The sequence below is a fragment of the Azospirillum sp. A1-3 genome (assembly GCF_023806445.1).
Classification (GTDB): domain Bacteria; phylum Pseudomonadota; class Alphaproteobacteria; order Azospirillales; family Azospirillaceae; genus Azospirillum.
This window is the reverse complement of record NZ_JAMSLU010000005.1, coordinates 153,123-177,597: the sequence shown is the minus strand read 5'-3', so window position 1 is coordinate 177,597 and position 24,475 is coordinate 153,123. Positions and strand designations below refer to the sequence as shown.

General features: G+C 67.4%; 22 protein-coding genes and 1 pseudogene. 11 read left to right on the top strand and 12 right to left on the bottom strand.

Annotated features, from left to right (window positions below):
* Positions 1-26: 26 nt before the first annotated feature.
* The 5 genes from M5E06_RS25395 to M5E06_RS25375 all read right to left on the bottom strand — a co-directional run bounded on the left by M5E06_RS25395 (position 27) and on the right by M5E06_RS25375 (position 5,236).
* Positions 27-827, bottom strand: coding sequence for an ABC transporter permease (locus M5E06_RS25395; protein WP_109049671.1), 801 nt, complete (start codon positions 825-827; stop codon positions 27-29).
* The gene (locus tag M5E06_RS25390) at positions 824-1,756 is read right to left on the bottom strand and encodes an ABC transporter permease (RefSeq protein ID WP_252140585.1); all 933 of its coding nucleotides are present in this window, start codon (positions 1,754-1,756) and stop codon (positions 824-826) included. Before M5E06_RS25390 ends, M5E06_RS25395 begins: the two co-directional genes overlap by 4 nt.
* Positions 1,753-2,832: an ABC transporter ATP-binding protein gene (locus M5E06_RS25385; RefSeq protein ID WP_252140584.1), complete on the bottom strand. Its 1,080-nt coding sequence runs from the start codon at positions 2,830-2,832 to the stop codon at positions 1,753-1,755. Before M5E06_RS25385 ends, M5E06_RS25390 begins: the two co-directional genes overlap by 4 nt.
* A 130-nt stretch (positions 2,833-2,962) precedes the next feature.
* A complete protein-coding gene (locus M5E06_RS25380) occupies positions 2,963-4,012 on the bottom strand; it encodes an ABC transporter substrate-binding protein (RefSeq protein ID WP_252140583.1) in 1,050 nt (349 codons plus the stop codon).
* Positions 4,013-4,279: 267 nt separating this feature from the next.
* Entirely contained in the window at positions 4,280-5,236 is a 957-nt protein-coding gene (locus M5E06_RS25375) for a LysR family transcriptional regulator (RefSeq protein WP_252140582.1), read from the bottom strand.
* Positions 5,237-5,583: 347 nt separating this feature from the next.
* Here M5E06_RS25375 and M5E06_RS25370 point away from each other — a divergent pair, with 347 nt between their 5' ends.
* Genes M5E06_RS25370 through M5E06_RS25340 form a run of 7 tightly spaced genes read left to right on the top strand, consistent with a single transcriptional unit; the run spans position 5,584 to position 11,125 of the window.
* Complete coding sequence (locus M5E06_RS25370) at positions 5,584-6,717, top strand: NAD(P)/FAD-dependent oxidoreductase (protein WP_252140581.1); 1,134 nt, start codon at positions 5,584-5,586, stop codon at positions 6,715-6,717.
* Positions 6,698-7,000, top strand: a complete 303-nt coding sequence (locus M5E06_RS25365) for a (2Fe-2S)-binding protein (protein WP_252140580.1) — start codon at positions 6,698-6,700, stop codon at positions 6,998-7,000. The genes M5E06_RS25370 and M5E06_RS25365 overlap by 20 nt, the downstream gene beginning before the upstream one ends.
* A complete protein-coding gene (locus tag M5E06_RS25360; RefSeq protein ID WP_252140579.1) occupies positions 6,997-8,448 on the top strand; it encodes an FAD/NAD(P)-dependent oxidoreductase in 1,452 nt (483 codons plus the stop codon). The genes M5E06_RS25365 and M5E06_RS25360 overlap by 4 nt, the downstream gene beginning before the upstream one ends.
* 14 nt (positions 8,449-8,462) lie before the next feature.
* Positions 8,463-9,590 carry an NAD(P)/FAD-dependent oxidoreductase gene (locus M5E06_RS25355; protein ID WP_252140578.1) on the top strand — a complete coding sequence of 376 codons (1,128 nt, stop codon included), beginning with the start codon at positions 8,463-8,465 and terminating at the stop codon, positions 9,588-9,590.
* An 18-nt stretch (positions 9,591-9,608) separates the two neighbouring features.
* Positions 9,609-9,956: a RidA family protein gene (locus M5E06_RS25350; protein ID WP_252140577.1), complete on the top strand. Its 348-nt coding sequence runs from the start codon at positions 9,609-9,611 to the stop codon at positions 9,954-9,956.
* Positions 9,957-9,982: 26 nt separating this feature from the next.
* A complete protein-coding gene (locus M5E06_RS25345; protein ID WP_252140576.1) occupies positions 9,983-10,747 on the top strand; it encodes a transporter substrate-binding domain-containing protein in 765 nt (254 codons plus the stop codon).
* A 30-nt stretch (positions 10,748-10,777) separates the two neighbouring features.
* Positions 10,778-11,125, top strand: coding sequence for a RidA family protein (locus tag M5E06_RS25340; RefSeq protein WP_109075814.1), 348 nt, complete (start codon positions 10,778-10,780; stop codon positions 11,123-11,125).
* Between the two features lie 119 nt (positions 11,126-11,244).
* Here M5E06_RS25340 and M5E06_RS25335 read toward each other — a convergent pair.
* Positions 11,245-11,798, bottom strand: a pseudogene (locus M5E06_RS25335) (IS5 family transposase); the annotation flags it as partial.
* A gap of 401 nt (positions 11,799-12,199) precedes the next feature.
* On the opposite strand from M5E06_RS25335, the gene M5E06_RS25330 reads away from it, so the two are divergent.
* The 4 genes from M5E06_RS25330 to M5E06_RS25315 all read left to right on the top strand — a co-directional run bounded on the left by M5E06_RS25330 (position 12,200) and on the right by M5E06_RS25315 (position 17,203).
* A complete protein-coding gene (locus M5E06_RS25330) occupies positions 12,200-13,321 on the top strand; it encodes a hypothetical protein (RefSeq protein WP_252140575.1) in 1,122 nt (373 codons plus the stop codon).
* Positions 13,322-13,815: 494 nt separating this feature from the next.
* Positions 13,816-15,141: a solute carrier family 23 protein gene (locus M5E06_RS25325; RefSeq protein ID WP_252140574.1), complete on the top strand. Its 1,326-nt coding sequence runs from the start codon at positions 13,816-13,818 to the stop codon at positions 15,139-15,141.
* Positions 15,142-15,285: 144 nt separating this feature from the next.
* Positions 15,286-15,954, top strand: a complete 669-nt coding sequence (locus tag M5E06_RS25320; RefSeq protein WP_252140573.1) for a hypothetical protein — start codon at positions 15,286-15,288, stop codon at positions 15,952-15,954.
* A 262-nt stretch (positions 15,955-16,216) separates the two neighbouring features.
* The gene (locus tag M5E06_RS25315) at positions 16,217-17,203 is read left to right on the top strand and encodes a LysR family transcriptional regulator (RefSeq protein ID WP_286208979.1); all 987 of its coding nucleotides are present in this window, start codon (positions 16,217-16,219) and stop codon (positions 17,201-17,203) included.
* A 3-nt stretch (positions 17,204-17,206) separates the two neighbouring features.
* On the opposite strand, the gene M5E06_RS25310 is transcribed toward M5E06_RS25315, so the two are convergent.
* Genes M5E06_RS25310 through M5E06_RS25285 form a run of 6 tightly spaced genes read right to left on the bottom strand, consistent with a single transcriptional unit; the run spans position 17,207 to position 24,445 of the window.
* Positions 17,207-18,847 (bottom strand): FGGY-family carbohydrate kinase, encoded by a 1,641-nt coding sequence (locus M5E06_RS25310; RefSeq protein ID WP_252140572.1) that lies wholly within the window; start codon positions 18,845-18,847, stop codon positions 17,207-17,209.
* Positions 18,848-18,868: 21 nt separating this feature from the next.
* Positions 18,869-19,792: a ribokinase gene (gene rbsK, locus M5E06_RS25305; RefSeq protein ID WP_252140571.1), complete on the bottom strand. Its 924-nt coding sequence runs from the start codon at positions 19,790-19,792 to the stop codon at positions 18,869-18,871.
* A gap of 30 nt (positions 19,793-19,822) precedes the next feature.
* Positions 19,823-20,908 carry an aldose 1-epimerase family protein gene (locus M5E06_RS25300; protein ID WP_252140570.1) on the bottom strand — a complete coding sequence of 362 codons (1,086 nt, stop codon included), beginning with the start codon at positions 20,906-20,908 and terminating at the stop codon, positions 19,823-19,825.
* Between the two features lie 39 nt (positions 20,909-20,947).
* Positions 20,948-21,940: an ABC transporter permease gene (locus tag M5E06_RS25295; RefSeq protein WP_252140569.1), complete on the bottom strand. Its 993-nt coding sequence runs from the start codon at positions 21,938-21,940 to the stop codon at positions 20,948-20,950.
* Between the two features lie 12 nt (positions 21,941-21,952).
* Entirely contained in the window at positions 21,953-22,930 is a 978-nt protein-coding gene (locus tag M5E06_RS25290) for an ABC transporter permease (RefSeq protein ID WP_109075797.1), read from the bottom strand.
* Positions 22,931-22,942: 12 nt separating this feature from the next.
* Entirely contained in the window at positions 22,943-24,445 is a 1,503-nt protein-coding gene (locus tag M5E06_RS25285) for a sugar ABC transporter ATP-binding protein (protein WP_252140568.1), read from the bottom strand.
* Between the last annotated feature and the right edge of the window lie 30 nt (positions 24,446-24,475).

The window sequence follows — 24,475 nt, the reverse complement described above, 5'->3', positions numbered from 1 at the left end:
AGGAAACTCGAAGAAGGATCGTCGTCTCAGTCGCGGCCCTTGCCGACCAGCAGCCGTTCCAGGCCATAGACGCGGTCGAGCACCAGCATGGCGGCCACGGTCAGGAAGATCAGCACCGCCGACACCGCCGCGACCAGCGGGTCGATGTTGTCCTGGATGTAGAGGAACAGGCGGACGGGCAGGGTGGTGGTCTCCGGCGAGGCGATGAAGACGGTCATCGTCACCTCGTCGAAGCTGTTGATGAAGGCCAGCACCCAGCCGCTCGCCACGCCCGGCAGGATCAGCGGCAGCGTCACCCGGCGGAAGCAGGTCCAGGACGAGGCACCCAGCGACGCCGCCGCATTCTCCACCGCCCGGTCCATGCCGGTCGACGCCGCCAGGATCAGCCGCAGGGCGAAGGGCAGGATGATGATGACATGGCTCAGCACCAGCCCGGCAAAGGTGCCGCCCAGCCCGATCATGGTGAAGAAGCGCAGGAAGGCGATGCCGAGCACGATGTGCGGCACCATCAGCGGCGACAGGAACAGCGCCTGGATCGCCTCGCGCCCGAAGAACTGGTGGCGCGCGATGGCCAGCGCCGCCGGCACCGCCACCAGGATCGCCAGCGTGGAGGACACCGCGCCCAGCAGCAAACTGTCCTTGAAGGCGCGGATGAATTCGGGATTGTCGCCGATGGCGCGGAACCAGCGCAGCGACAGCCCCTCGGTCGGCAGAGACAGATAGCCTTGCGAGGTGAAGGCCACCGCGCAGACGATCAGGATCGGCGCCAGCAGGAAGCCCAGGAACAGGACGTGGAAGATCAGGGCGATCGGACCGTTGCGGTTCATTCGAACACCTGTTTGTAGCGACGTTCGACCAGCCGGTTGCAGCCGACGATGATGACGATGTTGGCGATCAGCAGCAGCACCGCCACCGTGGCGCCCAACGGCCAGTTCAGCGTGTTCAGGAACTCGTCATAGGCGAGCGTCGCCGCCACCTTCAGCCGCCGCCCGCCGATGATCGCCGGGGTGGCGAAGGCGCTGGCCGCCAGCGCGAAGACGATGATCGACCCCGACAGGATGCCCGGCACGATCTGCGGCAGCACCACCCGGCGCATCACCGTCAGCGGCCCGGCGCCCAGCGACAGCGCCGCATTCTCCACCTGCGGGTCGAGCCGCTGCAGCGAGGCCCACACCGACAGCACCATGAAGGGCACCAGCACATGGGTCAGCGCGATGACGACGCCGGTCTCCGTGTACATGAACTCGATCGGCGTCGCGATCAGCCCCAGCCCCATCAGCCCCTGGTTGACCAGGCCCGTCGAGCCGAACAGCAGCGCCCAGCCCAGCGTCCGCGACACCACCGAGATCAGCAGCGGCCCCAGCACGATCAGCAGACAAAGCCCGCGCCACGGCGACTTCATCCGGCGCAGGATGTAGGCCTCCGGCGCGCCGAACACCGCGCAGAGCAGCGTCACCAACGCCGCGATGCGGAAGGTGCGCAGGAACACCTCGTGGAAATAGTCGTCGGCGATGATGTCGGCATAGTTGCCGAGCTGCCAGACATTCTGGATGCCACCATAGAAGCTGAAGCTGTTCAGCGACAGCAGGAAGGTCATCACCAGCGGCACCAGCAGCAGCACCGCGAACAGCGCCAGCCCCGGCGCGCTCAGCAGATAGGGTGCCAGCGGCCAGCGGCGCGGCCGGCGGGGAGGGGGTGCGGCGGACGCCTGCACTTGGCTGTCGGCGGCATTTTCGGTGGAAGCCGCCATGCTCATGCCGCCTCCCGATCGGCGGGCATCACCGCCATGTCGTCGGGCCGCCACCCGACCATCACCCGCTCGCGTTCCGCCGGCAGGGGAGAGCCGTCATGCTGGCGGATCACCATCAGCCGGCCGGCGGCGGTCTCGATCTCGAACAGCCATTGCGTGCCCTGGAAGACGCGGGCCAGCACGGTGCCGCCGAGCCCGCCGGCATCGACGAAGCCGACCTTCTCCGGCCGCACGGCCAGCGCCCCCGGCCCCACGGGCACCGGCTGCGTCACCGGCCACACACTGTCGGCGACGGTGATGACCGTGCCGCCACCCGCACCGCTGCCGACCATGCCCGGCAGCAGGTTGGTGCGGCCCAGGAAGTTGGCGACGAAGGCGTTGGCCGGCCGGTCGTAGGCCTCCTGCGGCGTGGCGACCTGCTGGATGCGGCCCTTGTTCATCACCACCACGCGGTCGGACAGCGCCATCGCCTCCGACTGGTCATGGGTGACGAGGATCATGGTAGTGCCGACGGTGCGCTGGATGCGGCGCAGCTCGATCTGCATCTCCTCGCGCATCTTGGCGTCCAGGTTCGACAGCGGCTCGTCCAGCAGCAGCAGGCTCGGCTTGATGACGAGCGCCCGCGCCAGCGCCACGCGCTGCTGCTGGCCGCCCGACATCCGGCGGGGGTGGCGGTCGCCATACTGTTCCAGCCCGACCAGCTTCAGCGCCTCGGCTACCATGCGGTCACGGTCGGCCCGGTTGATCTTGCGCATCTCCAGCCCGAAGGCGACATTCTCCGCCGCGGTCATGTGCGGGAACAGGGCGTAGCTCTGGAAGACGATGCCCAGCCCGCGCTCGTTCGGCTTCTTCGCCAGCAGGTCCTGGCCGTCCAGCATCACCCGGCCGCCATCGGCGTCGAGGAAGCCGGCGATCATCTGCAAGGTGGTGGTCTTGCCGCAGCCCGACGGCCCCAGCAGCGAAATCAGTTCACCCTTCTCCACCGTCAGCGAGACGTGATCGACCGCCGTCCAGTTGGCGAAGCGCTTGGTCAGTTGGTCGAGAACCAGATAAGCCATGCCGTCGTCTCCCTTGCCCTTCATCTCCCTCTCCCCCCGGGGAGAGGGTCGGGGTGAGGGGGATGCACAAGGGTGGATTCTCGAGAATCCTTGCCGCGCGACCCCCTCACCCTAACCCTCTCCCCAGGGGGGAGAGGGGGGATGCACCCTTACATCAGCGCTCGATCTCGCGGGTCCAGCGACGGTTCCACTGCTCGCGGTTCTTGTTGATGGTGTCCCAATCCACCACCAGCAGCTTGCCGACCTGCTCCGGGCCATAGGGAATGCCGACCTGCTTGTCGGCGGGCAGTTCCACCGTCTTGTTCACCGGACCGAAGCCGGCGCTGACGGCCAGCGCAGTCTGCGCCTCGACGCCCAGCATGTGCTGGATGAACTTCTGCGCCTCGGCCGCATTCTTGCTGCCGGCGACCTGGCAGGCGGCGGAGCCCAGCACGATGCCGCCTTCCTTCGGATAGACGAAGGTGGCGGGGAAGCCGGTGTCGGCCAGCGCCTTGGCGCGGCCCGACCCCCAGACGGCGATGACGGCCTGGTTGCTCTGGAACAGCTCGGTCATCTTGCCCGGCGACGGCTCGTAGGCCAGCACGTTCGGGTTGATCTTGTCCTTGAACTCCTTGAAGCCCGGCTCGATGTTGCTCTCGCCGCCGCCGTCCAGGCGGGCCATCATCACCAGCGCGTGCAGGCCGTAGCTGTTGTTGATCGGCGGAACCACCAGCTTCTTCTTGAAGCGCGGATCCTCGATGTCCTTCCACGAGGTCGGGGTCGGGATCTTGTTCTCGTCGAAATAGGCCTTGTTGTAGACGATGCCGGTGCCGACGGCGCCGAAGTTGATCGCCTTGCCCGACGGCATCTTCGCCAGATCATAGAGCTGGTCGTAGACCGGCGCCTTCTCCAGGTCGGCGCAGAAGTTCAGCGCCACCGCCTGATACATCGGGCCGTCGTCCAGGATGACGACGTCGATCTGCTGGTTGCCCTTCTGGGCCTGCAGCTTGGCGAGATTGTCGGTGGAGTTGCCGGCGACATACTCGACCTTCATCCCCGTCGCCTTCTCGAAGGCCGGGATGATGTCCTTGCGCATGGTCTGCTCGAAGGAACCGCCATAGGCGGCGACATAGAGCGTCTTGTCCTCGGCCTGGGCCGTCTGGACCGCGGCCATGCCGCACCACAGGGCCGCCGTCGCCATCAACCCGCACATCACGGAGCGCATCGTCATTCTCCTCTAGAGCCTTGATCCCTGTTGGCAGGGTCCCTGTTCATCGGGCTCCCAGGTCATGGCCTGGGGGTTCGTCTGGTGCTGATCTTCGGACCGCATCGCGAACAGCGGTCCGGATCGCCGCTTTTACGTCCGTTACCTTGCCGGCCGCCCGTTTTCGGGCTGTTTTTCGTGAAGGTCCCGGCTCGGACATGGATCAAGGGTGATGGCGCAGTCACATAACCGTCAAATCGAATTCGCGCCACCATTCATCCGCTAATGTTATAATTCCGTGTTCCGAACGAGTTGGGGGCCGCTTTCGGTTCCATCCCCCGTTCCGATCAGGCTGTCGCGGAAGCGCGTGGCCTCCTCCATGAAGCCGTTGAGGAAGTCCTCGGCGATCATCGACAGCGGCACCTGGGCGGAGCGCAGGATGGCGATGTCGAAGCCGATGCGCGGTTCGAAGGCGCGGACGATCAGCCCGTGCGGGACATAATCCTGCGCGGTGAAGGGATCGACGACCGACACGCCATAGCCGGCCGCCACCATGGCGCAGGCGTTCATGGTCAATTGGGCCTCCACCCGCATCACCCGCGCCACGTCATGGTCGGCGAAGGCGGTGTCGATGCGGGAGCGCAGCAGGGCCGGCGGGGTGGTGGAAATGAAGCTTTCGCCTTCGAAATCCTTCGGCACCAGCACCTCCTTGGCGGCCAGCGGGTGGCCGGGGGGCAGGATGGCGACGGCCGGGATCCCGTGGATCTTCTCGGTCACCACCGCCGCGTGGTCGATGGGCGTATGGGCGAAGCCCAGCTCGCATTGTCCGGTCGCCACCCAATCCAGGATGGTGGGCGACGTGCTGCCGCGCAGCGCGATGTCCACCCGAGGCCGCTCGGCGAGGAAGCGCGCGACGTAGCGCGGCAGGAATCCCACCCCCAGCGCCGGCATCGCCGCCACCCGCAATGCCCCGCTGCGCCGCGCGGTCAGGTCGCGCGCCGTCTGCTCGATCAGTTCCAGCCCGACGAAGGCGCGGTCCACCACCTGATACAGCGAGATCGCCTCGCTGGTCGGCGCGATGCGCGGCCCGCGCCGTTCGAACAGCGTCAGCTTCAGCGCATACTGCAGATCGCCGATCAGCCGGCTGACCGCGGGCTGGGAGATGTTCAGCAACTCCGCCGCTGCGGTGATGCCGCCGGTCACCATCACGGCGCGGAAGGCCTCGATCTGGCGCGGATTGATCATGGCGCCCGTCCCGCCGTGCCGGTCGCAACATAACATTCGGTCATGAAACACCCCTTCGATCTGATTTGACAGTTATAGGTTGGCTGCCGATGCTGTCGCAAGGATCGAGGAGCGGCGGTGCGTCGCCGGGCAGCATCCCGCGGCGCTCCGCCAAAGAAAACCCTGCAGTTCGCAATCCATCCATGTGTAACGCCGGCGGATCCGGCGACCCCACAAGGATATGCGCGGCATCGTCAAGTATTCGGCACTGTATGCGGGTGCCGGGCGCGGCGATGCGCGCCACACGATAACGGCGGCGGCCGGTGCGCACGGGAAACGGTGCGGCGCCGGCGGCGGGAGTGGAGACGATGACGCAGCCCACTCGGGGCGGAGAGTACGACGTCGCCGTGATCGGCGGCGGGCTGGTCGGATCGGCGCTGGCCTGGGGCCTCGCCCGGTCGGGCCAGAAGGTTGCGATGCTGGACGAGGGAGACATCGCCGTCCGTCCGTCGCGCGGCAACTTCGCCCTGGTCTGGGTGCAGGGCAAGGGTCTCGGCATGGCGGAATATGCCGGCTGGACCAAGCAGTCCTCCGACGACTGGGGCGGCTTCGCCGACCTGCTGCGCGAGCAGACCGGTCTCGACGTCGCCTACCGGCGCCCCGGCGGCTTCATGCCGATGCTGTCGGAAGAGGATCTGCAGGCCCGCGCCAACACCATGATGCGGCTGCACAACCAGCCCGACATGATCCCTTACCCCTACGAGGTGATGGACCGCGAGACCCTGCGCAAGGAGCTGCCCTTCATCGGCCCCGAGGTGGTCGGCGGCACCTATTGCCCGCTGGACGGCCACTGCAACTCGCTGCGGCTTCTGCGCACCCTGCACAAGGGCATCGGCCTGCTCGGTGTCGATTACCGCCCCAACCACCGGGTGGAGAGCATCGAGCATCGCGACGGTGGCTTCCGCATGACCACGGCGGCCGGCGAAATTCGCGCCGGCAAGATCGTGCTGGCCGCCGGCCATGACAGCGCCCGGCTGGCGCCGATGGTCGGCCTGTCCGCCCCCGTCCGTCCCCAGCGCGGCCATGTCATCGTCACCGAGAAGACCGCGCCTTTCCTGCACCACCCCACCGTCTATGTCCGCCAGACCGACGAGGGCGGGGTGATGATCGGCGACAGCTTCGAGGAGGCCGGTTTCGACACCACGCTGCAGCCCGGCGTGTCGTCGGCCATCGCCCAGCGCGCCATCCGCTTCTTCCCGCTGTTGGGCAAGCTGAATGTGGTGCGGAGCTGGGCGGCCTTGCGCGTTCTGACGCCGGACGGCTTCCCGATCTACGAGGAATCGACGACCGCGCCCGGCGCCTTCGTCGCCACCTGCCACAGCGGCGTCACCCTTGCCGCCAACCATGCGCTGACGCTGGCGCCGCTGATTGCGGCCGGCGGCCTCGGCGACCGCTTCAAGCCCTTCAGCGCCCGGAGGTTCCATGTTCCGCAGGCTGCCTGAGATCGAAGCCGTCGGTGAGACGGTTTCCTTCACCATCGATGGCCGTCCGGCCAACGCGCGGGCCGGCGACAGCGTCGCCGCCGCCCTGCTGGCGAACGGCGTCACCGTCTGCCGCAACACGCCCGTCAGCGGTGCGGCGCGCGGTCCCTACTGCATGATGGGCGTATGCTTCGACTGCCTCGTCACCATCGACGGCACCGGCAACCGCCAGGGCTGCCAAGTCCGGGTATCCCCCGGCATGGCGGTGGAAACCCAGAACGGCAAGCGCGAGGTGGAGCGATGAGCGCTTTTGATTTCGACATCGCCGTCGTCGGCGCCGGCCCGGCCGGCCTCGCCGCCGCAGCGCTGGCCGCCTCCAAGGGCGCGTCGGTCGTCCTGCTCGACGAGCAGGCGGAGCCGGGCGGCCAGATCTACCGCGCCGTCACCGAAACGCCGGTGCGCGACCGCAAGGTGCTCGGCCCCGACTACTGGCATGGCGCCGAACTGCTGGGTCCGCTGCGCGACAGCGGCGCCGTCCACTGGCCGGGCACCACGGTCTGGAGCGTCGCCCGCCCGCGCGAGGACGCCGCCGACGGCTCCCGTCCCATCCAGATCGGCCTGTCGCGCAACGGCGCGGCGGCGATGCTGACCGTGCGCCACGTCATCCTGGCGACCGGCGCGCTGGAGCGTCCCTTCCCGATCCCCGGCTGGACCCTGCCCGGCGTGCTGGGTGCCGGTGCGGCGCAGGTTCTGCTGAAGACCTCCGGCCTCGTGCCGTCGGGCGCCACGGTGATGGCGGGCAGCGGCCCGCTGCTCTGGCTGCTGGCTTGGCAGTATCTGCAGGCCGGCGCCCGCATCGACGCCATCCTCGACACCACGCCGCGTGAGAACTGGCGCGCCGCCCTGCCGCTGCTGCCCGGCTTCCTGCGCTCGCCCTATCTCGGCAAGGGCATGAAGCTGATGCTGGAGGTCCGGCGCAAGCTGACCGTCATCGGCAACGTCACCGCGCTCCGCGCCGAAGGCGGCCTTGCCGGCGGGGGCACGTTGAAGAGCGTCGTCTACACCCGCAACGGCACCGAACACAGGCTGCCCGCCGACACGCTGCTGCTGCATCAGGGCGTCATCCCCAACCTGAACCTCGCCAACGCCACCGGCTGCGCCCAGCGCTGGGACGAGCAGCAGCGCTGCTGGCGCCCGACCACCGACGAGTGGGGTGCGACTTCGGTCGAGGGCGTGTCGCTGGCCGGCGACGGCGCCGGCATCGGCGGTGCCCGCGCGGCGGAAGAGGCGGGTCGTCTGACCGCGCTCGACGCGCTGCACCGGCTGGGCCGCATCGGGCGGGAGCAGCGCGACCAGTTCGCCGCCCCCTTCCGCGCTGCGCTGGACCGCGCGCTGACCGGCCGCGCCTTTCTCGACACGCTCTATACCCCGGCGGAAGCCTTTCGCGTGCCGGCCGACGACACCATCGTCTGCCGCTGCGAGGAGATCACCGCCGGCGCGGTGCGCGAGGCGGTTCGGCTCGGCTGTTCCGGCCCCAATCAGGCCAAGAGCTTCCTGCGCTGCGGCATGGGGCCGTGCCAGGGCCGGCTCTGCGGACCGACGGTGACCGAGGTCATCGCGGCGGAGCGTAACGTCTCCCCGGCGGAGGTCGGCTATTACCGCCTGCGCCCGCCGGTGAAGCCGATCACGCTGGCCGAGTTGGCCGCCCTGCCGAAGACCGACGCCGACATCGACGCCGTGTTCAAGCACTGACGCGGAGGCGCCCGATGACCGCAACCGCTTCCCCCAAGCCCGACGTCATCGTCATCGGCGGCGGCCTGCATGGCTGCTCCGCCGCGCTGCACCTGTCGATGCGCGGCGTCCGCGTTCTGGTTCTGGAAAAGGACCATGTCGCCCGCCACGCCTCCGGCGTCAATGCGGGCGGCGTGCGCCAGCTCGGCCGCCATGTCGCCGAGGTGCCGCTGACCGTCGCCTCGATGGCGCTGTGGCACGGCATCCAGGATCTGGTGGATGACGATTGCGGCTTCGAAAGTCACGGCCAGATCAAGGTGGCGGAGAACGAAGCCGAGCTTGAGACGGTGCGTGCCCGCGTCGCCGAACTCAATGCGCTGGGCTTCACCCACGAGGAGGTGATCGGGCAGGACGAGCTGCGGTCGCTGGTGCCGGCCATCGCCGACCATTGTGTTGGCGCCCTGGTGTCGCGCGGCGACGGTGCGGCGATCCCCTTCCGCACCACCTTCGCCTTCCGCCGCAAGGCCATCGCGCTCGGCGCCCGCTTCCAGGAGGGCGGGGCGGTGACACGGCTGGCCCGCCAGGGTGGCCTGTGGACCGTCGAAACGGCGGACGGCAACCGCTTCGAGGCACCGGTGGTGGTCAACGCCGCCGGCGCCTGGGCCGACCGCATCGCCGCGCAGGTGGGGGAGCCCGTGCCGCTGGAGGTCATCGCCCCGATGCTGATGATCACCGCCCGCGTCGCTCCCTTCATCAAGCCGGTGGTCGGCGCCACCGGCCGCACCCTGTCCTTCAAGCAGTTTCCCAACGGCACCGTTCTGATCGGCGGCGGGCTGCTCGGCCGGGCGGTGCGCGACGAGAACCGGACGGAACTGGACTTCTCACAGGTCTCGGTGAATGCCCGCACGGTGTGGGACCTGTTCCCGTGCATGCGCGGCGCCACCATCGTCCGCTCCTGGGCGGGGATCGAGGCGCGGATGCCGGACCAGATCCCGGTGATAGGCCCCAGCGGCACCGAACCGGACCTCTACCATTCCTTCGGCTTCTCCGCGCACGGCTTCCAACTCGGCCCCATCGTCGGGCGCATCACCGCCGACCTGATCACGGACGGGTCCACCGACCTGCCCATCGACCCCTTCCGCATCGGCCGCTTCGCCGCCTGACCTTTGGAGCATCATCCCGTGACGATCCAGCGCTTCCACCCGACCCCGCGGCTCTGCGACATGGTGATCCACAAGGACACCGTCTATCTCGCCGGCCAGATCGTCGACGATGGCTCCACCACGGTGGAAGCGCAGACCCGCGACGTGCTGCGCCAGATCGACGCCCTGCTGGCCGAGGCCGGGACGTCCAAGAGCAGCATCCTGACCGCCACCGTTTATCTCGCCGACATCGCCACCTTCCCGGAGATGAACGCCGCCTGGGACGCCTGGGTCGACAAGGCCAACCCGCCGGCCCGCGCGACGGTGGAGGCCAAGCTGGCCGACCCGTCGATCCTGGTCGAAATCGTCGTCGTCGCCGGGCGCTGACCCCTTCCCACCTGCCGGAGCCTGCCATGAAGCGCCTCCTCCCGGGCGTTGCCGCCCTTCTGTTGCTTGCGTCCGGTGGTGTCGCCGCGGCGCAGGAGATCCGCATCGCCACCGAAGGCGCCTATCCGCCCTTCAACTTCACCCAGCCCGACGGCAAAGTGGCGGGGCTGGAGGTCGACCTCGCCAACGCGCTGTGCGAGCGGATGAAGCGTCCCTGCACCGTCGTGGCGCAGGAATGGGACGGCATCATTCCGGGTCTGCTGGCGAAGAAGTACGACGCCATCATGGCGACGATGAACATCACGCCGGAACGGGCGAAGGCGATCGGCTTCTCCATCCCCTACATGGTGGTGCCGGCCTATTTCGTGGCGCCGGCCAACTCCGCCATCGACGGTTCGCCGGCCAGCCTGCGCGGCAAGACCATCGGCGCCCAGGTCTCCACCACCCATTCCCGCTATGTCGAGAAGCATCTCGGCAGCGACGCGACGCTGAAGACCTACGACACGGCGTCCAACCTGCTGGCCGACCTCAAGGCCGGGCGGCTCGACGCCGCCATCACCACCGGCGCCACCGCGTCGGACTGGGTGAAGGGCGACGGCGGCAAGTCGGTCAAGCTGGTCGGCCAGCCGGTGATCGACGCCGAGGTGTTCGGTCCCGGCATCGGCGTCGGCCTGCGCAAGGAGGACACCGCGCTGAAGCAGTCCTTCGACGAGGCGATCCGCGCGGTCGTTCAGGACGGCACGCTGGCCCGCATCGCCGCCCGCTACGTCGATTTCTCCATCACCCCCTGAGTTCTTTTAAAAACCAAGGAGCAGTTCCCCGTGATCAAGCGCATTGAGAAGACCAAGATCATGCACCGCGTCGTCGTCAACAACGGCACGGCCTATCTCGGCGGCATCATTGCCGACGACGTCAGCGTCGGCATGGGCGGCCAGGTCACGCAGATCTGCGGCAAGCTCGACCAGGTGCTGGCGATGGCCGGCAGCGACAAGACCAAGCTGCTGTCCGCCCAGCTGTTCATCACCAACATGGGCCTGAAGGACGAGATGAACGACGCGTGGCTGTCCTGGCTGGACGGCAACGACCTGCCGGCCCGCGCCACCATCGGCGTCGCCGATCTCGGCAAGCCGGAAATCCTGATCGAAGTGGTCGTCACCGCCGCGGTGTAAGCACCACGCAACCCCCTAAGTATCCCCTCTCCCCCCGGGGGAGAGGGTTAGGGTGAGGGGGTCGCACGGCGAGGATTTTTGGGATAGCCACGCTACGCATCCCCCTCACCCCGACCCTCTCCCCGGGGGGCACCGTCAGAAAAGATCACCTGAATGAGTGGCAACAGCGCGCGGGTTGCCTTGTCCAGGACCAGGGTGGTGCCGTCACGGTCCTGGATATCGGCACGATGGACAGCGACGTTCAGGAGCAGTCCGAGCGTGTCGACGAGGATGTGGTACTTGATGCCTTTGATCTTCTTGCCCGCGTCGTAGCCGACCGGGTCCGCCGCAGCCCCCTTTTTCCGCCGCGCGGACGCTTTGGCTGTCCACCACGGCGGCGGTCGGGCTTGGCTCGCGGCCTTCCTGCGCGCGGACCCGCTGGTAGAGGTCATGGTGGATGCGCTCCAGCGTTCCCTCCCAGGCCCATAGGTGCAAATAGCCATGCACCGTGCTGCGCGGCGGCAGGTCCTTGGGCAGGTGATGCCATTGGCAGCCCGTCTCCAAAAACGTACAGCACGCCGTTCAGCACCGCCTGAAGATCGACGCTGCGGTGCCGGCCACCGCGCCGCGCCGGTGGGATGAGCGGCTCGACGATCCGCCATTCCTCATCGCTCAGGTCGCTTGGGTAGCGCAGCCTGCTGCGGTCATGGCGCTCTCGTTTTTCCGACGTTCACATCCTTGCCTCCGTCTTGGAGGCACCTTTCAATCACAACTGATTCATTCGATTCAACGTCTTCTCGGATGGTTTCTGAATCCCCGCCTTTGCGGAAATGACGGATGGGAGAGGGATCGTAACATGATGGATGTCTCCAATCAGGCTCTGACAGATTGCTGATTTCGGGGAAGCAGAATATCTCTTCAGAAAGAATGTAGATTGCTAAAAATTAGACCTCAAAGGAATTGATTTGAACAATAACCGATCACTCAAATCAGCGACTCGACTTGGATATTAACCTCACATTTACTGATTCCGCGCTTATCCTGCTCAGGTTCGGCTATCAATGCCAGGACAGCCCATTCTACTGGGAGTGTGCCATGATGATCGGCCAGGCCAAGCCTCTGAATGTCTTATCGTCGTCAGGGTCCACCCAGTGGAAGCCGCAGGTCACGGCAAGCAATTCCGGAGTTTTCCAGGCAACCGGCACCGCCAAGGACAGCGTATCGGTGAGCAAGCTCGGACAGGCGCTTTCCGGCGTGGCGGCCGATGCCTTCAAGCATCTGGATTCGAAGGCACGGGGCGTGCTGGAAAATCTGGTGAATTCCGGCCAGATCAGTGCCGACGATGCCGTTCTCGGACTGCGCTCGATGGCCACCCAAGCCACGTTCAGCCGCTATGGCCGGGAGCGGCCGCGCGATCAGGAGGACGATCAGCGCTTGGCCGCATCGGAGTCGATGCTGGACAAGCAGAGGGGCTTGAACGATCGGATGGGTGCCGCTCGGGAGGCATTTGGCCAAGCATTCAGCAATTTGCAGAAAGCGCAGGAGCGCGGCGAACTGTCCATGGATCAGGTCCGCGAGGGGTTGCGCCCGGCTCAAGAGGAATTCGACGCTCAAATGGCCGCAATCGGCAATGAACGGGCGGCGCTTGGCGAGGCATCGTCCCTGGAGGCCGGCTATGAGAAAACCGTCAAGGGTTTCAACGCCGCCATGGGCTCGATGATCTCGGAAGACGGCTTTACCGAAGCCTATTCGGAAAAGGCGAATGGCGCCGCGCAAAAGCTTCAACAGCTTGGCTTCGATGCCAAGGTATTCGGAAACGCCTTCCAGAACTTCGCGGCGACCGTCGATATTCCCGGCATCGGATCGAAAGCCGGTGTCGCAGCTCCGAAAGAGGAACCGGCGGCCCCGCCTGCCGCCGCACCGTCCGCTCCCGCCGCAATGGCCGGCGCGGAACCGGCCGGGTCGGTGCGAACCGCTCCGGCGGAAGATGCCAGCGCCGCCAAACCCGCCGCCGCCGATCACGGGAACGCGCAGGCGGCCCTGTCCATGCTGCAATCGGCGATGGCGTCGGGCGCGGAGAAGAGCGGAAGCGGCGGGATTCTCGGGGCGCTTTCGGGTGGATCCGCCGATGCCGGCAACGCGGCTGCCGAAAGCCTGCTGGAGGCTCTGAAATCCGGTGCCGGCAATGTGGGTCCCGACGAGGACCAGACCGCCTGATGCCCTCTGCGTTGTCGATGAAGGAGACCGCTCGGCAAAGCTCTTTACTTCGAGAGAAAGCACGATCACGCCCGCATGCTCGACCAGCAGGAGCGGGCGTATCGGCGCCGGGCCGGGCGCCGCTGAACCTGACAGATGGTTCCATGCAGGTCTTTCACGGCGTCTGATTGGAACGCCGGACGCCGGACGCCGGACGCCGGACCAAGAGGCCAGCCGCACCTTTCCTCCCTGCGCACCCTGACGGCCGACCGGATCGGGCGGCCGGACCCGGCATCCGCCGGCTTTCGCCCCGCCCCCAAACCACCCCAGTCCGCACAAAAATGTGGCGCAACGGCATCGACGGGGCCAAAAAGCAGCCGTCGTTCCCACAACGAAGGCGCCCCGCCCGTCAAAGTTAATCGCCCGATCAATTTTTTCTGGCTGGGTATCGCCCGTTTACCCCTGCGTCACCCCCGGCGGCAGCGCCGTTCCACCCCTCTTCGGACAGAACCTTCATGGCAGATTACTTCCCGCGTTGGTCGCTTGCGACCGGCCCCGTCGTCCAGCCGGACGAGCGCCTTCCCTGGGGCTCGACGCTGACGCTCGGCATCCAGCATCTCGTCGCCATGTCCGGCTCGACCATCCTCGGGCCGCTGCTGATGGGGTTCGATCCGAACCTCGCGGTGCTGTTTTCCGGCATCGGCACGCTGCTGTTCCTCGTGCTTACCGCCGGGCGGGTGCCGAGCTATCTGGGATCCTCATTCTCCTTCATCGCCGTGGTGATCGCGGTCACCGGCTACACCGGCCAGGGTCCCAACCCGAACATCGGGCCGGCGCTGGGCGGCATCATCGCGGCCGGCGTCGTCTATGTCCTCATCGGCCTGTTGGTCAGCTACACCAGCACCGGCTGGATCGAGCGGCTGATGCCGCCGGCGGTGACCGGCGCCGTGGGGGCCGCCATCGGCCTCAACCTGTCCCCGGTCGCCGTCAAGGGCATCGAGGGCAGCGGCCCCCACACCCTCGTCGCCCTGTTCACCCTGGTCGCCACCGCCGTCATCGCGGTCTATGCCCCGCTCGCCATCCGGCGGCTCTCGATCCTCGCCGGCATCGCCGCCGGCTATGCCTTCTATCTCATCCTCGCCAACGGCTTCGGCATGCTGCCGCCGGTCAGCTTCGCGGAGCTGGCCACCGTCCCGTGGTTCGGCATGCCGGCCTTCCGCTCGCCGACCTTCGATGCCGGCGCCATGGCGCTGGTCGCCCCCATCGCCTTCATTCTGGTCGCCGAGAATCTCGGCCATATCAAGGCCATCGGCGCCATGACCGGGCGCAACCTCGACCGCTTCATCGGCCGCGGCTTCATCGGCGACGGCATCGCCACCATCGTCTCGGGCAGCGGCGGCGGCACCGGCGTCACCACCTATGTCGAGAACATGGGCGTGATGGCGGTCACCCGCGTCTTCTCCACCCTGATCTTCGTCGTCGCCGCCATCGCCGCCATCCTGCTGGGCTTCTCGCCGAAGTTCGGTGCCCTGCTGCGGACGATTCCGGCGCCGGTGCTGGGCGGGCTGGCGACCGTCGTCTTCGGCCTGATCGCCGCGGCGATGGTGCGGCTTTGGGTCGACAACCGCGTCGACTTCTCCGATCCGCGCAACCTCATCACCGTCGGCGTGACGCTGGTGCTCGGCGCCGGCAACTTCACCATCTCCACCGGCGGCTTCTCCATCGGCGGCATCGGCACCGCGACCATCGCGGCGATCGGCCTCTACCAGCTGCTCGGCATCGGCCGTGCGCGCGAGACCGCCCGCACCGCGTCCCAACCGGCGGCCACCACGCTGCACTGACGGCGAAACCCTGGGATCGCGCCTTCTCGGACTTGCCGGTGACGACCATCACCGGCAATCCCCGGTTTTTCAAAAAACCCGCCACATCAGGACTAAAGTCCCATAACTTCTCCGCAAAGTCCCATCAGCCTGCGGAGAGACCCCATGCCCATCGACAGCCGTACCTTCACCGAGGACCGCTTCCCGTGCTGGGCCGAAGAGCCGCCGGTCCCCTCCGAAGGCTCGCTGGTCCCTGGTTCCCAATTCCACGAGGAACAGTGGATCATGGCCGCCGGCATGCTGGCCCGCGGCAACAGCTTCCTTCAGGTCTCCCGCGCCATGGGCTGCAGCCGGACGACTCTCTGGCGCGCCTATTATGGCTCCAAGGACTTCCGTCACAGGGTGTGGTGGGAGCGGCAGGCGCTGAACCGCGAGGCCGAACTCCGCCTCTCCTCCCTCCGCGCCCTGGTTGCCGAGCAGATCGAACGGCTGGTCTCCGCCGGCGACCCTTCCACCGTCCGCTGGCTGGCCGAGCGTCTCGGCCTGTTCGCTGGTCTCGACGCCCCGGCCGGCAAAGCCGTTCCCAAGCCCGCCCCCACACCTGAAGACCCGCCCGCCGTCACCGTCCCCGAACTGGACGATGACCTCCCCGGTGCCCTGCGCGAGCGCACGCCGCCCGATCCCGAGATGATCGCCGCCATCCTGGCCCGTCCGGAGTCCGAAGGCCCGAAGGGCGTCTTCCCCTTCACCGTCAACCAGTACGAGCCCTATCCCAATCTCAACCCCGGCCCGGTGCCCCGCCGCGGTGCCGGCGCCTTCTCCCGCCGCCGCTAGATGGAACATCCGCCGGAACCTGTTCCACGCTGTTCCATACCACCGTCCCCTTTTCCGCGCCTATCTCCCTCTCCCCCCGGGGAGAGGGTCGGGGTGAGGGGGATGCACTGCGTGGTTTTCCCGAAGGTCCCGCCGCGCCACCCCCTCACCCTAACCCTCTCCCCGGGGGGGAGAGGGGATTCTCGCGATTGCTATTCGCGTATCTTCGGCGGAAACTCTCCACCGCTCGACAGGGGCCGTGGTTGGAAAGGACGGGATCCGTATGGACAAGCTGCATGCGATGCGCGTCTTCATCCGGGTGGTCGAAGCGAACAGCTTCACCAAGGCGGCGGAAACGCTGGGGCTGCCGCGCGCCTCGGTGACGACGACGGTCCAGAATCTGGAGGCGGCGCTGGGCGTGCGCCTGCTCCAGCGCACCACGCGAAAGCTCAGCCTGACGCTGGACGGCGCCGCCTATCTGGAGGGGGCAACCCGCATCCTGTCGGAAATCGACGAGATCGAATCCACCTTCACCAGCGCGCGCAAGACGCCGCGCGGCCGGCTGCGGGTGGACATGCCGGGCTCCATCGGCCGGCTGGTCATCATCCCCTCGATCCACGAATTCCACGCCAAATATCCCGACATCGAGCTGATGCTGGGTCTGGGCGACCGTCCCATCGATCTGGTGCAGGAGGGGGTGGATTGCGTCATCCGCATCGGCGAGCTGGCGGATTCGACCCTGCTGGCGCGCCGCATCGGCGCCATGCAGCAGATCACCTGCGCCACCCCGGCCTATCTCGCCGAGCATGGCGAGCCGAAGACCATCGAGGAGTTGGACCGCCACATCGCGGTGAACTATTTCAGCAACCGCACCGGGCGGAACATGGAGTTCTGCTTCCAGCGCGACGGCAGGGTGGAGGAGGTTGCCATGAAGGGCGTCGTCTCCGTCAACGACGCCGACGCCTATGTCACCTGCGGGCTGGAAGGGCAGGGCATCCTGCAGCCCGCCCGCTTCATGGTGCTGCCGCACCTGCGCAGCGGCGCCCTGCGCGAGATCCTGCGCGACTGGCGGCCGCCCCGCATTCCGATCTCCGCCGTCTACCCGCACAACCGACACCTGTCGCCGAAGGTGCGGGTCTTCGTCGACTGGCTGGCCGAACTGTTCGAACGCTGCCCCCTGCTCCAGGGCGAGGAACTGCCGGGCGACCTGTGCGAAAAACAGAAGGCGCCGGTGATGGAACGGGAAGGCGCCTGCGAGTGCGTGATGTGAGCGTTACCGGGCACCCTCCATCAGCGCCCGGTAAGCCATCTGGTCCTCGTGCATCCGCAGGAACACGGCGTATTTGGCGTCGTGATAGTCCTGCATCCGCCCCTCGGCCGGTCGGATGCTGCGGCCGGCGCGGCTCATCCCGGCCATGCCGGCGGCGATGTCGGGGAAGGCTCCCGCCGCCACCGCGCCCAGCACGGCGGCGCCCAGCAGCACCGCTTCCGGCTCCTCCGGCAGGACCAGGGTGCAGCCGGTGGCGTCGGCATGGGCCTCCAGGAACACCGGATTCTTGGTGCCGCCGCCGCAGGCCAGGATGGTGTCGATGGCATAGCCCCGCTCGTTCATCGCCGCCACGATGTGCCGGGTGCCATAGGCCACCGCCTGCACCGTCGCCAGATACAGCAGCGCCAGATCCTCCAGCCCGTCCGACAGCCGAAGCCCGCTGATGGCGCCGCGCAAACCGGCATCCGCCCGCGGCGAGCGGTTGCCGTGGAAGTCGGGCAGCACATGCAGGTCGCGGGTCAGCATCGCCACCGGCCCGCCGCTGCGCCCTGCCAGCGCCGCCAGCTCCTCGTTCAGCAGCTGATAGACCGTGGTGCCGCGCCGCTGCGCCTCAAGGGCAAGTTCGGCATGGCGCGGATGGCCCTGGACCACATGGTCGATCAGCGCGCCCGTCGCCGACTGCCCGCCCTCGTTCAGCCACAGCCCCGGCAGCATGGCCGAATGATAGGGACCCCAGACGCCGGGGATGAAGCGCGGCGCACCGGGGCTCATCACCATATGGCAGCTCGACGTGCCGCCGATCAGCGCCAGCCGCCGGTCGAAATCGACGCCTTCCGATGCCTCCAGCGGCACGCCGATCACCCCGATCCCGCCGGCATGGGCGTCGATCAGCGAGGTGCCGACTGCGATGCCCGGCGTCAGCCCAAGCTCGCGCGCCGCCTCGGCGGTCAGCCCGCCGGCGACGGCGCTGCCGACCTCGCCGACATCGGTGCCGATGCGGGCATGCCCCTCATCCACCAGATCACCCAACCCGATGGCGCGGAGATAGCCGTCGTCCCACCGCCCCTCATGCCCCAGATAGGTCCACTTGCACACCAGAGAGCACAGCGACCGCCGCGTCGCCCCGGTCGCCCGCCAGGTCAGGAAGTCCGGCAGGTCAAAGAAGTGGGCGGCGCGGCTCCAACTGGCCGGCAGCTTCTCCTTCAGCCACAGCAGCTTCGGCGTCTGCATCTCCGGCGACAGCCGCCCGCCGACATAGCGCAGCACCTCATGCCCGCCGGCATTGATGCGGTCGGTCTGACCGATGGCGCGGTGGTCCATCCAGACGATGACGTTGCGGGCGTCGTCGCCCTCCGGATCGACCGTCACCGGTCGCCCGGCGGCGTCCAGCACCACCAGCGAACAGGTGGCGTCGAAGCCGATGCCGACCACCTCCGGCCTTTCGGCGCAGGCCGCCAGCGCCTCCTGCACCGCGGCGCAGACGGCGGCCCAGATGTCGTCGGAGGACTGCTCCGCCCAGTCCGGATCGGGCTTCCACATCCGGATCGGGCGGGAGGCGGCGGCCAGCCGGCGCCCGGCAAGGTCGAAGATGCCGGCGCGGGCGCTGCCGGTCCCCACATCGACTCCGATCACGGCGCGTGTCATGGCCTGTCCTCTCTCCGATGCTTACAGGCTGGCGCAGAAGGCTTCGAACGCCTCGCGGCTGGCATAGGATTTCTGGGTGCCCGGCCGGGTGATGCTGTCGGCGGCATAGCGCACCGCCATGTGCAGCGCCGCGTCGAGGTCGCGGTTCTCCACATAATAGCGCGCGAAGCTGCCGATGAAGGCGTCACCGGCCCCGGTGGTGTCGACCGGCGTGACCCGAACCGGCTCGATCCGCCGCGTCTCCTCGCCCTTGGTCACCAGCAAGGCGCCGCGGGCGCCCAGCGTGACGATGACCGTGCGGATGCCGCGGTCGATCAACGACTTCGCCGCCGTCTCTGCCTCCGCCTCCGAATTCACCGGCAGTCCGGAGATGGTCGCCAGCTCCGTCTGGTTCGGCACCAGGAAGGTGACCTGCCCGATCCGCTTCGGGTCAAGGTCGGCGGGGGCGGGTGCCGGGTTCAGCAGGGTTTCGATGCCGTGCCGAGCGCCGAACTCGATGGTGTGGTAGATCGTCTCCAGCGGGACTTCCAACTGCATGACGATCAGGTCGCAGCCCTTCAGATCCTCGGCGGCGCGGTCGACGTCGGCCGGCGACAGCAGGGCGTTGGCGCCCTTGATGATCAGGATGCTGTTCTCGCCCGACGGCTCGACGAAGATCGGGGCGACGCCGCTGGAGGTGCCGGGCACCCGCTCGACGTAACGGGTGTCGATGCCGGAATCCTCGAAGTTGCGGATGGTATTGTCGGCGAAGATGTCGTCGCCGACCTTGGTGACCATCATCACCTCGGCTCCCAGCCGGGCGGCGGCGATGGCTTGGTTGGCGCCCTTGCCGCCGCAGCCCATTTCGAACCGCGGCGCCTCGATGGTCTCGCCGGGGCCGGGCATGCGGGCGGTGTAGGTGATCAGGTCGACCATGTTGCTGCCGACCACGGCGATCTTGCCCATCTTCTGCTACTCCTCTCACAGCGCCCTAAATCACAACGCCCGGATGGCGCATTCCTCGGCTTCGGCCTCGTCGGCGGTCAGATAGCCCAGCCGCACGGAAAAGCGCCGGATCTCGCCGCCCGCCAGTTTTTGCACATTGCCCTTCATCGATTCCGCAGCATAGCCCTCCGGCTCGCAGGTGGAGGGCAGGGCGAAGGCGCAGACCTTCTGGTCGCTGTTGACCAGCACCCAGCGCACCGTCTTGGGGAACTCCCGCGTGCTGTAGGCGATGTGGAAGGCATCGCCCTCGCGCCGCCGCATCATCACAGCGGTGCCGCCATCCTCGTCGGTGCGCAGGCCGCGGATGTAGAAGACTTGTTCCGGGTCGTAGCGATGCGGCTCGTCCATCACCTCCATCACCGCCGGATCGCGGGCGAGGTCGGACAGCAGCGCGTCATAGGCCGGGCTGCGCGGCACATGGGCCGGCACCACCGTGCGCACCGCCGTCGCCTCCGGCGTGAAGGGCGCCGGCTGGACGATGCGGGCGCCCTCGGCGAAGGCGAAGTTGACGTGGCACATGTACATCAGGTCCATCGCCGCGCCCGACAGGTTCTCCACCTCCATCCGGATATCGAACAGGGCGGAGCCGGGGCGCAGGACCACGCGCGGGCGGGCGACATAGTGGGCGCCGAAGCCCATCACATACTCGCGCCGGCCGGTGACCGCCATGTAGGGGCCTTCGTCGTCGTCCCCGACCTCCAGCCCGGCGGCATCCATCGGCGCACAGGGCATCTCGCCATGCAGAAGATGGCTGTCCTGCGGGCCTGGGCAGCCGTTGCGCAGTAGCCCGGAATGGAAGGCGAAGCAGCCGTATGTGCCGACGATCTCGGTCGCCGGCCGCGGCATGTCGAACATGTTCGCCATGGTCAGGTCGACGCCGTCGAACACGGCGTCCCACACCATCTGGCCGTAATAGGGCAGCACCACCAAATGGCCGCGCCGGTTGGACAGCCGCACCGCCTCGATCCCGCTGTCATAGCGGAACAGGCTGGCGGTCATGCCGTGCGCCTCGGCGACCGGGCGCTCCGCTTCGCCGAAGAAGCTTTTGCGGAAATGGATGGCGGTTCGGACGCTCATGTGATGTCCTCACTATCTAAAGCCGGCCTGGAAGGCCGTCTAGCGGGTGCGGTTCTTGTAGGCGTTGATGGCGATGACCAGCAGCAGGAACGCCCCCCAGATGAAGTCGATCAGGTGGTTGGAGAAACGCAGGATCTGGAAGCCGCTCGACAGTAGCATCAGCGCCACCACCGCGATGGTGATGCCCAGCACCGTACCCCGCCCGCCGGCCGGGTTGGTGCCGCCCAACACCGCGATCAGCACCGCCTGCAGCAGGTAGGAGGTTCCATAGTCCGACTTCGCCGCGTTGGTCCGTCCCGACAGGATGATCCCGGCGACCGACGCCAGCACGCCGGTCAGCATGTAGCTGTACAGCACCATCCGCTCCCGTTTCAGCCCGGCGAACAGCGCCGCCTTCGGGTTGGTGCCGATCAGCATCAGATTGATGCCGAGCGCGGTGCGGGTCAGCAGGAAGGCGATCAGGACCGCGATCACCGCGAACAGCACGAAGGGCGTTGCCAATCCCAAAATCTTGCCATTGCCGACGAAGGCCCAGGCGGCGGGAAAGCCGACGATGGCCGGCCCGCCGGTCAGCACGATGGCAAGCCCGGTGAAGACCTGTCCGGTGCCCAGCGTCGCCAGGATCGGCGTGATGCCGAGGCGGGTGATCAGCAGCCCGTTGACTGTCCCCGCCACCAGCCCGGTGCCGAGCGCGATGACCCCGCCCAGCAGGACGGTCAGGATCCCGGTGTCGGCGATGCCGGCCGCCCCCGCCGTCTTGTGGAACAGCACGCCGGCCAGGATACCCGACAGGTTGGCGACCCCCACCACCGACAGGTCGATCCCGCCGGTCAGCATGGCGATCATCATCGCGATGGAGAGCAGGCCAAGCTCGGGGAAGATGTAGGTGAGGGACTCGAAGTTGTAATAGCGCAGGAACTTGTCGGGGCTGAGCGCCGTCATCACGACGAAGATCAGCACCGTCATCACCAGCAGCTGGACGATGTTGTTGTCGCGGTTGACCAGACTGCGGATGTTCATTTGTGCCTTCATGCTCCGCCTCCCTCACGCCGTCCGGCGGCGGTCGCGCCAAGCCGACAGGGCGGTCGCGACGATGACGATCGACCCCACGACGACGAGCTGCCAGGTGGTGTCCACTCTCATGATGATCAGGCTGTTCTTGACCATCACCAGCATGAAGACGCCGAGCATGGTGCCAAGAACGCTGCCCCGGCCGCCGAAGATCGACGCCCCGCCCAGCACCACTGCGGCGATCACGTCCAGTTCCAGCCCGACGAAATCGCGCGGGTTGGCCAGCCAGATCATGCCGCTGTGCAGAAGGCCGGCGAAGCCGGCCAGTGCCCCGGCGACGCAGTAGACGAAGAAGATGGTCTTGCGCAGGTCGAAGCCGGCCCGCCGCGCCGCTTCCGGATCGCCGCCCAGCGCGTAGGCGCTGCGGCCGATCATGGTGTAGCGCAGCACCAGATGGATGAGGACCGCCAGCCCCAGATAGATCAGCACCATCGCCGTCAGGCCATAGGTGGTGCCGTCGGCCTTGGTCACGCTGACCACCTCGGTGCGGGCGAAGTCGATCAGCGCGGTCGGCATCTTGTTGATGTTGATCATGCTGGTTCCGACGACACCCAGCAGGAAGCCGCGCACCATGGCGCTGGTGCCCAGCGTCACGATCAGCGGGATCATGCGGAATTTATAGACGAAGAAGCCGTTCACCGCGCCGAACAGCAGCCCCATGACGGTGGCCGCCAGCAGAGGCAGGACGACGCCGTTGTATCCCAGCGCTAGCATACCCTTGATCGTCAGATACATGGCGGCGACGGCGAAGGCCGGGAACGACACGTCGATGCCGCCCGAGATCAGCACCAGCAGCACGCCCATCGCCATGATGCCGATGATGACGTTGCTGCGCATCAGGCTGAACAGGTTGTCGAGCTGCCAGAAGGCAGGATTGATCGTGCCGATGAGGACCATGGCGAGCAGCAGGATGCCCGCGATGACCGTTTCCGACCGGCGGAGCAGGGCCATCGGTTCCTCCCCTCAGGTAAAGGTCTTGAGCCGGTCGCTGACCGTCTCTTCGGTGATGTCGGTGGCGGGCAGATCGTCGATGAAGCGCCCGCGATGCATCAGCACGATGCGGTTGCAGTTCTGCACCAGCTCCAGCACGTCGTCGGAGATCATCAGGACGGCGAGGCCGTGATGCTGCGCCAGCTCGCGGATCTTGGCATGGATTTCCGCCTTCGATCCGACATCGACGCCGACGGTCGGGCCGTTCAGGATCAGCACCCGGGCGTCGGTCAGCAGCCAGCGGGCCAGGACCACGCGCTGCTGGTTGCCGCCCGACAGCTGCATCACCGGCTTCTCGGCGGTCGGGGTGGCGATCTGCATGGCACGGATCATGCCCTGCGTCATCTCCTCCGCGCGGTCGCGGTCGATCACCAGCCGCGGCGCCAGCCGTTCATAGGAGGTGGCGAGCATGTTGCGCTTGATGCTCTGCGGCAGGAACAGCCCTTCGGTCAGCCGATCCTCCGGCACATAGGCGATGCCGGCGGTGATGGCCTCCTGGGTTGTGCGCAGCCGCACCGGCTTCCCGTCGATCAGGATCTCGCCACGGTGGTTCGGGACCATGCCGAACAGCGCCAGCGCCAGGTCGGTGCGGCCGGACCCCAGCAGGCCCGACAGACCGACGATCTCACCCGGCCGGATGGCGAGGTTCAGCCCTTCGCACTTGCCGGGGACGGTCAGGTCGCGGATTTCCAGCCGCGGCGGCGGCAGGGGCCCGGCTGGAGGAGTCCAGACATAGGGTTCGTTGAGGATGTCGCCGCCGGTCATGTGACGGGTGATAAGCGCCTCGTCGAAGTCGCCGGTCGGCCCCTCCGCCACCTTCCGGCCGTTGCGGATGACGGTGATGCGCTCGCTGATCTCCAGCATCTCGCGCATCTTGTGGCTGACGAACAGGATGGCGATGCCGCGCGCCTGGATGTCGCGGACGATGCGGAACAGCGTCTCGACCTCCTTGCGGGTCAAGGCCGTTGTCGGCTCGTCCATGATGATCAGGCGGGCGTCGGACATCAGCGCGCGGGCGATGGCGACCAGTTGCTTGCCGGCCGTCGGCAGCGAGGCGACCTCCGCATCCAGGTCCAGCTCGACGCCCAGCCGGTCGACCGCCTCGCGGGCGATGGCGCGGGTGCGCCGCCAGTTCATCAGGCGCCGCTTTTCGCCCAGATGGACGTTCATCGCCAGATTCTCGGCGACCGTCAAATTCCCGAACAGGGAGAAGTCCTGGTAGATGACCTGGACGCCGCGGGCGATGGCGTCGATCGGCGTCATGCCGGTCACCGGCTTGCCGTCGATCAGGATTTCGCCACCGTCCGGCTGGTAGACGCCGGACATGATCTTGATGACGGTGGATTTGCCCGACCCGTTCTCTCCGGCCAGGCAATGGATCTCGCCCGGCCTGATGACCAGCGACATGGTGTCCAGCGCGACGACGCCGGAAAACACCTTCCGGATGTTCCGGAGTTCGATGAAACCGTCTGACATGTCTTCCGCCCGGCGGTTCGAGGAAAGGAT

What these genes read in the sequence shown, in the direction of transcription:
- M5E06_RS25395 (WP_109049671.1), bottom strand. Translation starts at nt 827, where the DNA reads ATGAACCGCAACGGTCCGATCGCCCTGATCTTCCACGTCCTGTTCCTG.
- M5E06_RS25390 (WP_252140585.1), bottom strand. Translation starts at nt 1,756, where the DNA reads ATGAGCATGGCGGCTTCCACCGAAAATGCCGCCGACAGCCAAGTGCAG.
- M5E06_RS25385 (WP_252140584.1), bottom strand. Translation starts at nt 2,832, where the DNA reads ATGAAGGGCAAGGGAGACGACGGCATGGCTTATCTGGTTCTCGACCAA.
- M5E06_RS25380 (WP_252140583.1), bottom strand. Translation starts at nt 4,012, where the DNA reads ATGCGCTCCGTGATGTGCGGGTTGATGGCGACGGCGGCCCTGTGGTGC.
- M5E06_RS25375 (WP_252140582.1), bottom strand. Translation starts at nt 5,236, where the DNA reads ATGATCAATCCGCGCCAGATCGAGGCCTTCCGCGCCGTGATGGTGACC.
- M5E06_RS25370 (WP_252140581.1), top strand. Translation starts at nt 5,584, where the DNA reads ATGACGCAGCCCACTCGGGGCGGAGAGTACGACGTCGCCGTGATCGGC.
- M5E06_RS25365 (WP_252140580.1), top strand. Translation starts at nt 6,698, where the DNA reads ATGTTCCGCAGGCTGCCTGAGATCGAAGCCGTCGGTGAGACGGTTTCC.
- M5E06_RS25360 (WP_252140579.1), top strand. Translation starts at nt 6,997, where the DNA reads ATGAGCGCTTTTGATTTCGACATCGCCGTCGTCGGCGCCGGCCCGGCC.
- M5E06_RS25355 (WP_252140578.1), top strand. Translation starts at nt 8,463, where the DNA reads ATGACCGCAACCGCTTCCCCCAAGCCCGACGTCATCGTCATCGGCGGC.
- M5E06_RS25345 (WP_252140576.1), top strand. Translation starts at nt 9,983, where the DNA reads ATGAAGCGCCTCCTCCCGGGCGTTGCCGCCCTTCTGTTGCTTGCGTCC.
- M5E06_RS25330 (WP_252140575.1), top strand. Translation starts at nt 12,200, where the DNA reads ATGATGATCGGCCAGGCCAAGCCTCTGAATGTCTTATCGTCGTCAGGG.
- M5E06_RS25325 (WP_252140574.1), top strand. Translation starts at nt 13,816, where the DNA reads ATGGCAGATTACTTCCCGCGTTGGTCGCTTGCGACCGGCCCCGTCGTC.
- M5E06_RS25320 (WP_252140573.1), top strand. Translation starts at nt 15,286, where the DNA reads ATGCCCATCGACAGCCGTACCTTCACCGAGGACCGCTTCCCGTGCTGG.
- M5E06_RS25315 (WP_286208979.1), top strand. Translation starts at nt 16,217, where the DNA reads ATGGACAAGCTGCATGCGATGCGCGTCTTCATCCGGGTGGTCGAAGCG.
- M5E06_RS25310 (WP_252140572.1), bottom strand. Translation starts at nt 18,847, where the DNA reads ATGACACGCGCCGTGATCGGAGTCGATGTGGGGACCGGCAGCGCCCGC.
- rbsK (WP_252140571.1), bottom strand. Translation starts at nt 19,792, where the DNA reads ATGGGCAAGATCGCCGTGGTCGGCAGCAACATGGTCGACCTGATCACC.
- M5E06_RS25300 (WP_252140570.1), bottom strand. Translation starts at nt 20,908, where the DNA reads ATGAGCGTCCGAACCGCCATCCATTTCCGCAAAAGCTTCTTCGGCGAA.
- M5E06_RS25295 (WP_252140569.1), bottom strand. Translation starts at nt 21,940, where the DNA reads ATGAAGGCACAAATGAACATCCGCAGTCTGGTCAACCGCGACAACAAC.
- M5E06_RS25290 (WP_109075797.1), bottom strand. Translation starts at nt 22,930, where the DNA reads ATGGCCCTGCTCCGCCGGTCGGAAACGGTCATCGCGGGCATCCTGCTG.
- M5E06_RS25285 (WP_252140568.1), bottom strand. Translation starts at nt 24,445, where the DNA reads ATGTCAGACGGTTTCATCGAACTCCGGAACATCCGGAAGGTGTTTTCC.